We start from the raw sequence: 11,805 nt of genomic DNA on the forward strand, positions 1-11,805 counted from the left end.
TCCTCCTTTATTAGATGTGTGTTAATTTTGTTTAATGGCTAAAATTATTTTTTAGCTTTTTTCGCGCCGTATTTGGAACGACTTTGCATACGGTTTTGTACGCCAGCTGTATCCAATGCACCACGAACAATGTGATAACGCACACCTGGAAGGTCTTTAACACGACCGCCTCTGATAAGTACAACACTGTGTTCTTGTAAATTGTGACCAATGCCTGGAATGTAAGCAGTTACTTCAATAGCGTTTGTCAAACGTACACGGGCAACTTTACGAAGCGCGGAGTTTGGTTTCTTTGGAGTAGCTGTGTACACACGAGTACATACACCACGTTTTTGTGGGCTTTCTTGAAGTGCTGGAGCATCAGACTTTTTAGTCATGCTTTCGCGACCTTTGCGTACTAGCTGATTAATTGTTGGCATTTGGGCACCTCCTTTCCAAATTTGAGATTTATAATTGATCCGCCATAACAAAGTGTTACATCGGATATTACCGAGATCAACGCAGGATTCCCACCGCCGTAGCGCGCACCTTGATGCGACACGCACGTCCGAGATCATCCATGGTGTGCTCGTCATTCACAGGTATTCCCTGTTCTTCACAAGCAGTCCGTAAAGGCTGTACCACACGTTCATCACTATCACAGCCCAGGAACACGTACTTCACAGTACCTTTAGCAATTTGTTTCAACGTTTGCTTGGCACCGATTGTTTTGTTCACCGACTTCAAATGGGCAATGTCCATTGTACTAATTCTCCTTACGAAATTATGCTGATTAGGCATACCATGCCCAGAGCACTATGTAAGTATATCAATTACGCAAGACCATGTCAAACGATTTTCAACGTCTTACACCGCTATTTATCTGCATTTTATATGCACACTCATCCGTGTGTTTCACACTTCTTCATTTTATAAACACAGCAAGAATTTTTATTCACATTTGATTATTTTGGCGAATATTTACTCATTCTATACATGCGCTATTATTTTTTCTTTTACCAATTATGCAAAATTAATATAAACACCATTTTAGTATGATATAAATTTATATAGAACAAATATTTGTAATTATAGATTATTATAGAAAGGAGATTATATGATCCAACTCATCAAACGTTATTCAAACTTCAATCCACCTGTAATCATAGGCAGCTTGTCTATCGTTTTAGGGCTGAGCTTATGCGCCCTTCTGATTCCGCAAATATCTCAAACGATCCTCCAAGGGGTTCGAGATATCATATTTGAAGATTTCAGCTGGTTTTACATTTTAGCAATCAGTCTCTTCTTTATCTTCAGCATATTTCTAGCACTCAGTTCGTTGGGCGATATTAAACTCGGCAGCGACGACGAGGAAGCTGAATTCTCTTATACAGCTTGGCTCGCCATGCTATTTGCGGCCGGTACCGGTGTAGGTCTCATGTTCTTCGGTACCGCTGAACCGCTCTCGCATTATCACTCCGCCATAGGTCTCGTCGACGGTGCACCGAGCGCCAAGGAGGCTCTATTCCGCTCCATTTTCCACTGGGGCATCAACGCATGGACTGTATACGGCATCATGGCTTTAGCACTAGCATATTTCGGTTTCCGTTATAAACTGCCCCTAGCGCTACGCTCATGCTTCTATCCGTTGTGGAAAGATAAGATCAACGGTTCACGAGGGCATATCATCGATATTATCGCACTTTGCGTAACTCTATTAGGGATTGTGACCACGTTAGGATTCGGTGCCGCCCAATTAGGTGCGGGCTTTCTATATATTGACGTCATTTCCGCTAACGACTTTCCCGCACAAACGGTCATCATCATCGTCATTATGTCCATCGCCGTTTTATCAGCCGTTACAGGTATCGATAAGGGCGTCAAACTGCTAAGCGAAGTCAATATATCCGTTGCATTAGTCTTAATGCTCTTTGTTCTCTGTGCCGGTCCCACATTGCTTCTACTAAACTCCATGGTGGAAAACTTCGGCTATTATCTGTCACATATTCTGGGACAAAGCTTCTATACATCTATCTACACGCCGGAAAACCGCCCATGGTTTTTCAGCTGGACCATACTGTTTTGGGCATGGTGGTTATCTTGGGCGCCATTCGTCGGCATGTTCATCGCGCGAATCTCAAGAGGTCGCACAATTCGAGAATTCATCTTCGGCGTTCTCATCATTCCCACCGTATTCACCATCGTCTGGTTCACCATCTTCGGCAATACCGCCATTTATATTGATGAAAGCGTGGCAAACGGCGCACTCGGTGCATTAACCGATAAACCGGAACAGCTGCTCTTCGCATTTCTCGAGTATTTACCATTATCCGGTTTGACCAGTCTCCTATCGATTATCGTATTGGCATTATTTTTCATCACATCTGCCGACTCGGGAATTTATGTATTAAATAATATCGCCGCTTATGACAAAGGCACGCCATCACCGAAATGGCAATGTCCGATGTGGGGTGCCGTGATGGCATTCCTCGCAATCAGCTTGCTCAGCATCGGCGGACTCAACGTACTCCAGTCGGTAACACTCATTCTAGCCTTACCGTTTGCAGCTTTGATGGTCATCATGTGCTACAGCTTATGGCAGGGATTATTGACGGATAATCAATACTTTAACACGAAACTTTCAACCACATCCATCTATTGGGACAGCAAAAACTGGAAACAGGGGCTCGCTAAAATACTCAATCAAACGCAGTCGGAAGATGTTATTTCCTTTATGAAAACGACCGTATTGCCCGCCATGTGCCAGCTTAATAAAGAGTTAACCGAGGAATACGGATTAACCACGCGAATTGACAAACAATTCAACGGTAACGATGCCTCCGTGGAGTTGACCATCGAAAAGGAATCGATGCGTAACTTTACCTACGGTATCAAGCTCGTTACACAGGAGGTATCGGATCATCTCATCGACGATCCCAATATTCCTCACATTACGGAAAGCACAAATGCAATTCCCATGACATATTTCAGTGACGGTCGCGCCGGATATGATGCGCAGTATATGACACGCGAGGATATCATTACCGATATCATTCGACAATATGAACGATATCTAACCTTATCGGATGACGTCGGTTATGACATCATGGCTCATGACGCGGAGGAAGCTGCCGAGTAGTTTTTATAAAATAGCAATCAACGAAGTATCATTTAAATTCACCAAATGACACTAACACATATCATATAGCTCCCAATTTATACAGGCATATAATTATATAGTCCTATAATCATAGAGCTTAAAATCAATATATGCCTATAACAAAAGGGTGCACCTCGCGGGTGCACCCTTTTTATTCTGTCGCACAGTATCAACGATGCAACAAGTCTATACAATTAATATGGCCTAACGGCCGGTCCGAAGCGATTACTCTTCAGACATAACCTCTTCCGTAATATCAATGATTTCAGGTGTATTTTTTACAACTTCAATCTTACGGTAACGACTCATACCTGTGCCGGCAGGAATCAATTTACCTATAATTACGTTTTCTTTCAAGCCTAACAATGGATCGATTTTACCCTTGATGGCAGCGTCGGTAAGAACACGTGTCGTTTCCTGGAAGGACGCAGCGGACAAGAAGGAATCCGTAGCCAATGCGGCTTTCGTAATCCCCAATAACGTGCGTTTGCCCGTAGCATTTTCACGCCCGTTGAGAGTAAGGCGACGGTTTTCTTCGTCAAAAGTATTAACGTCGACCATATCCCCCGGAAGCATATCCGCATCGCCGGCAGTTTCAATTTTAACTTTATGAAGCATTTGGCGTACGATAACTTCGATATGTTTATCGTTAATTTCTACACCTTGGGATTTGTATACCTTCTGTACTTCGTATACGAGGTAACGTTGTGTCGCTTCCGTACCCATGACACGCATGATGTCATGAGGATTGATGGAACCCTCTGTCAAACGAGCACCTAAGGATACCACATCACCGTCTTTAACGATAATACGGGAACCGTAAGGAATGAGATAATCAAGTTCGATACCGTCTTCACCGGTGATGAAGATTGTATTGGTGCCTTTTTTACCTTCGTTAGGCACAACGCGAACAGTCCCTTCGTTTTCGGCGATGATGGCATTACGTTTCGGCTTACGTGCTTCGAACAATTCTTCGACACGTGGCAAACCTTGTGTAATATCGTCACCTGCGACACCGCCTGTATGGAATGTACGCATTGTCAACTGAGTACCCGGTTCGCCGATGGATTGTGCCGCAATGATACCTACGGCTTCACCGACTTGAACCTGGTTACCTGTACCCAAATCGCGACCGTAACACTTGCGGCATACGCCATAAGGGCTGCGGCAGGTCAATACGGAACGGATCTTGACAGTTTCATAGTGTTTTACTACTTCATCAGCCAATGCTTCCGTAATTTCACCGTTAAGAGGAACGATAACTTCTCCTGTTTTCTTATTAGCCAATTCTTCGGCTGCAATGCGGCCTACGATACGGTCTTTTAACGGTTCGATAACACCGGTACCTTCAACGATAGCTTCCACTTCGATACCGTGGATTTCATTGTTGCGCACCTGTACTTCTTTTACATCGGAGTTAAGAATGGCTTCGATGCCTTCTTCCGTAAGGCGTGTATCGGCAGGGAAAATTTCCACGCCGTTGCTGTCGACGATTGCATTTACAGTGTCCTTGTTCAACATATTCTGAACCATAGTTTCCTTCAATGTTGCACGGATACTGTCATCGCTTTCACCAAGAATGATTTTTTGAACCAGATTAGTATGGTTGATATCGCTGTCGGAGCCTAAATGCACACCGCGCAAAGCAATCGATGTAACACCGGATTCAGCGATATCCGTCAAGCATTGTTCATCAAGAACGGTTTCCGCAGGTACCACAAGTTCTCCTGTTTCCGCATTAACCACATCTTTATCCAACACGCGGCCGAGAAGCTTGTCTTTCAACAAGTCCAACGCCTGACGGGAAGATGTAGCCAAACGAGCGCGTTCACGAACGAGATCGATACCTACCACATCACAATCATCCTCACGAACGATTACGTCCTGAGATACGTCGACGAGACGGCGGGTCAAGTAACCGGAGTCAGCTGTACGGAGCGCCGTATCGGCCAAACCTTTACGCGCACCGTGAGAGGATGTAAAGTAATCCAATACGGTCAAGCCTTCTTTAAAGTTAGCCTTAATCGGCAAATCGATGATACGACCGGATGGATCCGCCATCAAACCGCGCATACCGGCAAGCTGACGAATCTGTTGTTTATTACCGCGGGCACCGGAGATAGCCATCATATATACAGGGTTAAAGCCGTCTTTATCGCACGCCATATTATCCATCATGGCATCGGTAACGTCTTCTGTCGCCTGGGTCCACAACTGAATGGTCTTACGATATCGTTCTTCCTCTGTAATGAGACCGCGACGGTACAAGCGGGATACTTTTTCTACCTCTTGTTCCGCCGTATCAAGTAAATCAAACTTAACATCCGGTACTTTGATATCCGCAATCGCTACGGTCATGCCGGCGCGACGTGCAAAAGAATAGCCCAAGGACTTGATTCTGTCCAATAATTCCGCCGTTTTTTCGTTACCGAACAACTGGAAGCATTGATCAACCAATTTGCCGACGGTTTTCTTATCCATAACCTTACCCAAGGAATAAGTGCCGTCTTCACGTTGTTCATATTGCCATAATTCAGGGAATAACGCATTATTGAAGATCAGACGACCTGCAGTTGTTTCCACACGACCATGTTCAGGCATGCGTATATAAAGAATATCCTGTAAACCGATGACATGAGATTCATAGGCAAGCATGACTTCATCGTAGGTAGCAAATGTTTTTGCCTTATCTTTAGTATCTTCGCGTACAACCGTCAAGTAGTATGTACCCAAGATCATATCCTGAGACGGTACTGCTACCGGTTTGCCGTCTTTGGTGGACAAGATATTATGGCTGGAAAGCATCAATGTACGTGCTTCCGCCTGTGCTTCAACGGACAATGGTAAGTGACACGCCATTTGGTCACCATCAAAGTCGGCATTGAACGCTGTACATACTAACGGATGTAACTTGATAGCACGGCCTTCCCAAAGAATCGGTTCAAAAGCCTGGATACCGAGTCTGTGCAATGTAGGGGCGCGGTTCAAGAGAACAGGATGTTCCTTGATAACCTCTTCCAAGGATTCCCACACGCCGGGGCCGATTCTTTCAACCTGGCGTTTAGCAGCCTTGATATTGGATGCCTGCCCCCGTTCAACCAGACGTTTCATAACGAACGGTTTGAACAATTCCAACGCCATTTCCTTAGGCAGGCCGCATTGATGCATTTTAAGTTCAGGGCCTACTACGATAACGGAACGACCGGAGTAGTCAACACGTTTACCGAGCAGGTTCTGACGGAAACGGCCCTGTTTACCCTTGAGCATATCGGACAAGGATTTCAACGGACGGTTACCGGGCCCCGTAACAGGACGACCGCGACGACCATTGTCAATCAACGCGTCCACCGCTTCCTGAAGCATACGTTTTTCATTGCGCACGATGATATCAGGTGCACCCAAATCGAGCAATCGTTTCAAACGGTTGTTACGATTGATGACACGGCGATATAAATCATTGAGGTCAGATGTGGCAAAACGACCGCCATCGAGTTGAACCATAGGGCGCAATTCAGGTGGAATTACAGGAACCACGTCCATAATCATCCATTCAGGACGGTTACCGGATTGGCGGAATGCTTCTACAACCTCTAAACGGCGAACCGCACGAATTTTACGTTGACCGCTGGCCGTGTTCAATTCTTCACGCAATTCAGCATTCAATACTTCTAAATCGAGTTCAGCTAAAAGCGCTTTTACCGCCTCAGCCCCCATATCGATGCAGGCGAAAAGAATTTCTTCGGAAGCGCCTAATTCATAACGTTCTTCACGAGTGAGTTCCTCGTATTCTTTATCGGCTTCCGGAATCGTCGCATCATCGCGAAGCGCCGCATTATAGCGTTCTTTGCGTTGTGCTTCACGCACGATGGCCAAACGTTCGTTGCGTTGTGCCACCGTTTCGATAACGACGGATTTACCACCGATAGTATAACCGTCTTCGTTAAATTGAGCTTCATATTCACGATATTCTTGCTCGGATAACAATTGGCGTTTCGCCAATGGTGTTCCGGCAGGATCTACTACGATATAAGAAGCAAAGTATAATACACGTTCCAAGGAACGTGGAGATACATCAAGGATCAGACCCATACGGGACGGGATACCTTTAAAGTACCAGATGTGAGATACAGGAGTGGCCAATTCAATATGACCCATACGTTCACGACGTACTTTTGCACGAGTAACTTCAACACCACATTTATCGCAGACTACGCCTTTATGACGGATACGTTTATATTTGCCGCAGTGACATTCCCAATCCTTTGTAGGTCCGAAAATGCGTTCACAGAACAGGCCATCACGTTCCGGCTTTAACGTACGGTAGTTAATTGTTTCTGGTTTCTTAACTTCCCCATGAGACCATGCCAAGATCTGTTCCGGAGAGGCTAAGCCGATTCGCATGGAATCGAATTCATTTACGTCTAGCACTACTATCGCTCCCTTCTATAGATAGTTTCAGTCTTCATCGTCAGAGGATTGATCCATAGGATATGCCAACTGGCTGAGAATATCATCTTCCCCGCCGTTATCAGCAGGTGCTTCTTCCTCTGCTTCCGGTTCTACAACTGTTACTTCATCTGTTTCAACAGCACTGCCGTCCATAACATCTTCAATACCAGTTTCTACCGCTTCATCTTCGTCATCAAGTTCTTTCATTACTACTTCTTCTTGATCTTCATTCAATATTTTTACATCAAGACCGATACTTTGAAGTTCTTTGAGCAATACTTTAAAGGACTCAGGTACGCCCGGTTCTGGAATATTTTCACCTTTAACGATTTTTTCGTATGCTTTCACACGGCCTACGACATCATCGGATTTAACGGTCAACAACTCTTGAAGTGTATAGGCTGCACCATAGGCTTCAAGAGCCCACACTTCCATTTCCCCGAAACGCTGACCGCCGAATTGAGCTTTACCGCCCAACGGCTGTTGTGTAACAAGGGAATACGGACCTGTGGAACGAGCATGAATCTTATCATCAACCAAGTGATGGAGTTTAAGCATGTAAACATACCCGACCGTAACGCGATTATCCATCGGTTCACCTGTACGACCGTCATATAGTACGGTTTTACCGTCATCAGGGCGGTCTGCAATCGCCAATGTTTCGAATACGTCTTTTTCATGAGCACCGTCAAATACAGGTGTAGCGATATGAATACCCGCTACGTCCGGTTTCGGCATGCCGTATTTTTTGTAGTCATAGCCGAGTCCTTCCAATGCTTTGCGGATTTCAACCCGTTTCGCTTCGGCGGATTCAATATCATTAAGAGTATTCTTAACCTTATCGATAGCGGCCAATTCCTCTACGAGAACCGGATCCATTTCCGCCGCTTCTTCTTCGGAGTCGAAGTATTCCATATGAAGTGCATTGTATTTAGCTTCCAAAGCTTTGAGCTCCTGATAACGGGCTTCACCGCCCATAGCTTTGAATTTCTTCTGTGCCGCTTTTTCTATATGTTTGAGAATTTTCGCTTTCAAATCAATGATTTTTTCATTTTCATCGAAATGATCTGCCGTTACATCTTCTGTAACCTTCGCTTCCAAAGCTTCAATTTCACCATATAAATCGCGAACGGCTTCGATTTCATCCCAATAAGAACTGTCGGTGCGCGCTTCTTTCAACACATTCTGAATATGAAGATCCGTTTCTTTAATCTTCATGCCTAGACCTTGAACGGCCCAGCCCAAATGAGTTTCAAGAACCTGACCGATATTCATACGAGACGGTACGCCCAACGGATTCAACACGATTTGTACCGGTGTACCGTCAGGAAGGAACGGCATGTCCTCTTTTCTCATAACGCGAGAAACGACACCTTTGTTACCATGACGGCCCGCCATTTTATCGCCTTCGTGAATCTTACGTTTTTGAGCGATATATACGCGGACGAGTTTATTTACGCCCGGTTGTAATTCATCACCGTTTTCACGAGTAAAGACCTTAACGTCTACGACTTTACCGGATTCGCCATGAGGCACACGCAAGGAAGTATCGCGTACTTCGCGTTCTTTGTCGCCAAAGATTGCACGTAGCAAGCGTTCTTCCGGCGTAAGTTCAGTTTCACCTTTCGGTGTTGCTTTACCCACGAGAATATCCCCTGGATGTACCTCCGCACCGATGCAGATAATACCGTCTTCGTCGAGATTTCTGAGCGTATCATCACCTGTATTAGGCAATTCACGCGTAATTTCTTCGGCACCTAATTTAGTGTCACGCGCATCACATTCGTATTCTTCAATATGAATGGATGTATAAATATCTTCCTTGCAAAGTTCTTCACTGAGCAGGATAGCATCTTCGTAGTTATAACCTTCCCAAGGCATGAACGCTACAAGAACATTGTAGCCCAATGCCAATTCACCGCCGTCGGTAGCAGGGCCGTCAGCCAACACCTGGCCTTTTACAACGTGGTCACCGCGGTTGACGATCGGTTTTTGGTTAAAGCATGTGGATTGGTTGGAACGAAGGAATTTATTCAAACGGTATGTATCAACACGGCCGTCGCTATCGCGAAGAACGTGAATTTCATTACCCCAGCAACGTACGACTTTACCGGATTCACGCGCCAATACGCAGACGCCGGAGTCAGTTGCGGCTGTATATTCCATACCTGTACCGACTAGAGGCGCTTGAGCTCGCAAGAGCGGCACCGCCTGACGTTGCATGTTCGCACCCATCAAGGCACGGTTAGCATCGTCATTTTCAAGGAATGGAATCATAGCTGTACCGATGGATACAACTTCTTTCGGACTAACGTCCATATAGTCAACCTTATCAGGTGTAACTTCCAATACGTCATGACCGCGACGACAGGCAACATGATCCTCCATGAAGTAACCGTCCGCATCGATAGGCGAGTTCGCCTGAGCGATGGTCATTCCTTCTTCTTCATCAGCCGTCATGTATACAACACTGTCAGATACGCGCACTTTAACAACGGTATCGGATTCTTTCCCTTTACCGTAAATTTTTTCAACGCGACGATATGGCGCTTCAATAAAGCCGAATTCATTTACCTTTGCATAGTTGGACAAAGAGTTAATCAAGCCGATGTTCGGACCTTCCGGCGTTTCAATCGGACACATGCGGCCGTAGTGAGAATGATGCACGTCACGGACTTCGAAGCCCGCACGTTCACGAGACAAACCGCCAGGGCCGAGAGCCGATAAACGACGTTTGTGAGTCAACTCCGCCAATGGATTTGTTTGGTCCATGAACTGGGACAACTGGGAGGAACCGAAGAATTCTTTGATTGCCGCCACTACAGGGCGAATATTGATCAATGCTTGCGGTGTAATCGATTCAATTTCCTGAATCGTCATGCGTTCACGAACAACGCGTTCCATACGGGTTAAACCGATACGGAATTGATTTTGCAACAATTCACCTACGCAACGAAGGCGGCGGTTTCCCAAATGGTCGATATCATCAGTATGACCCGCACCATCCATAAGATTGAGCAAATACGAAATATTAGCAATCATATCTTCTCTTGTAACCGTGCGATGTTCATATGGCAAATTGCAGTTATTGCAAATCACCTTGGAAGACATGCCGTCAGAATTTTGAATATAGAACTCTGCAAAGCCTTCCCCGTCAAACACGTGGCTTTCAGCCACTACAGCCAATTGTTCCTCGGAAACCTGCACGCCTGCATCGAGAATAATTTCACCCGTCTCAGTATCTACGATAGGTTGCACCAATGTTTGACCCAACATACGTTGACGCCAGCCGAGTTTTTTATTTAATTTATAACGACCTACGCGCGCCAAATCATAACGGCGAGCATCGAAGAATAAGTTATCGAACAAATTACGAGCGGATTCTACAGTTGGAGGTTCGCCGGGACGTAATTTTTTATAAATTTCAACCAATGCTTCATCAGCAGATTGAGTCGTGTCTTTTTCCAGTGTGCGAACGATGCGTTCGTCATATACCGGCAATCCGTCCTCACCGGTCTCACCGTTCCAGAATAGATCGAGGATGCTTTCATTAGTATCCCAGCCTAATGCACGAACCAACACCGTTGCCGGTAATTTACGGTTTCGGTCAATACGGACGGACACCACTTCACTCGCATCTGTTTCAAGTTCTATCCACGCACCGCGATTAGGAATAACGGTGGACTCATACAATCGATTACCCATGGTATCGATTTCTTTACCATAGTACACCCCAGGAGAACGTACCAATTGAGATACGATAACGCGTTCCGCACCATTGATGATGAAAGTACCCGTATCAGTCATCAACGGAAAATCGCCCATAAATACTTCTTGTTCCTTGATGTCCATATTTTCCGGATCATTATTTACCAAGCGAATATTTACGCGAAGTGGCGCCGCATATGTAGCGTCACGATTTTTACATTCATTAATATCATACTTGGGTTCACCCAAGCTGAACCCTTCGAAAGAAAGTACTAGATTACCTGAATTGTCTTTAATCGGAGAAATATCGTTGAAAATATTTTGTAAACCACTCTCCAAGAACCATTCATACGATTTACGCTGAATGTCCAATAAATGCGGCATCTTGATAACTTCGTTAATTTTTGCATATGTATAACGAGTCCTTTTGCCTACCTGTTCAGGTTTGAACATATTTGCTTTCACCCCTATCAAACACACCGGTCTACCATTTTCTATAACGGCATGAA

5 protein-coding genes are annotated in these 11,805 nt (G+C 45.2%); 1 reads left to right on the forward strand and 4 read right to left on the reverse strand.

The window, feature by feature from the left end; genetic code table 11:
* Positions 1 to 44: 44 nt before the first annotated feature.
* Positions 45 to 419: a 30S ribosomal protein S12 gene (gene rpsL / locus VEHSUH05_RS03000; RefSeq protein ID WP_038116209.1), complete on the reverse strand. Its 375-nt coding sequence runs from the start codon at positions 417 to 419 to the stop codon at positions 45 to 47.
* A gap of 76 nt (positions 420 to 495) precedes the next feature.
* Positions 496 to 741 carry a L7Ae/L30e/S12e/Gadd45 family ribosomal protein gene (locus VEHSUH05_RS03005; RefSeq protein ID WP_038116208.1) on the reverse strand — a complete coding sequence of 82 codons (246 nt, stop codon included), beginning with the start codon at positions 739 to 741 and terminating at the stop codon, positions 496 to 498.
* Positions 742 to 1,096: 355 nt separating this feature from the next.
* Between VEHSUH05_RS03005 and VEHSUH05_RS03010 the strand changes: the two genes are divergently transcribed.
* Positions 1,097 to 3,118, forward strand: coding sequence for a BCCT family transporter (locus VEHSUH05_RS03010; protein WP_105090686.1), 2,022 nt, complete (start codon positions 1,097 to 1,099; stop codon positions 3,116 to 3,118).
* A 246-nt stretch (positions 3,119 to 3,364) separates the two neighbouring features.
* On the opposite strand, the gene rpoC is transcribed toward VEHSUH05_RS03010, so the two are convergent.
* Together rpoC and rpoB are read right to left on the reverse strand one after the other, a co-directional pair.
* A complete protein-coding gene (gene rpoC, locus VEHSUH05_RS03015; RefSeq protein WP_105090687.1) occupies positions 3,365 to 7,567 on the reverse strand; it encodes a DNA-directed RNA polymerase subunit beta' in 4,203 nt (1,400 codons plus the stop codon).
* 27 nt (positions 7,568 to 7,594) lie between these two features.
* On the reverse strand, positions 7,595 to 11,749 hold the full coding sequence (rpoB, locus tag VEHSUH05_RS03020) for a DNA-directed RNA polymerase subunit beta (protein ID WP_105090924.1): 4,155 nt from the start codon (positions 11,747 to 11,749) through the stop codon (positions 7,595 to 7,597).
* Positions 11,750 to 11,805 lie beyond the last annotated feature (56 nt).

The sequence above is a fragment of the Veillonella denticariosi JCM 15641 genome (assembly GCF_002959855.1).
Taxonomy (GTDB): domain Bacteria; phylum Bacillota; class Negativicutes; order Veillonellales; family Veillonellaceae; genus Veillonella; species Veillonella denticariosi.

Excerpts from the sequence above, each read along its gene's own strand:
- rpoB (WP_105090924.1), bottom strand. The coding sequence starts at position 11,749 with ATGTTCAAACCTGAACAGGTAGGCAAAAGGACTCGTTATACATATGCA.
- VEHSUH05_RS03010 (WP_105090686.1), top strand. The coding sequence starts at position 1,097 with ATGATCCAACTCATCAAACGTTATTCAAACTTCAATCCACCTGTAATC.
- VEHSUH05_RS03005 (WP_038116208.1), bottom strand. The coding sequence starts at position 741 with ATGGACATTGCCCATTTGAAGTCGGTGAACAAAACAATCGGTGCCAAG.
- rpsL (WP_038116209.1), bottom strand. The coding sequence starts at position 419 with ATGCCAACAATTAATCAGCTAGTACGCAAAGGTCGCGAAAGCATGACT.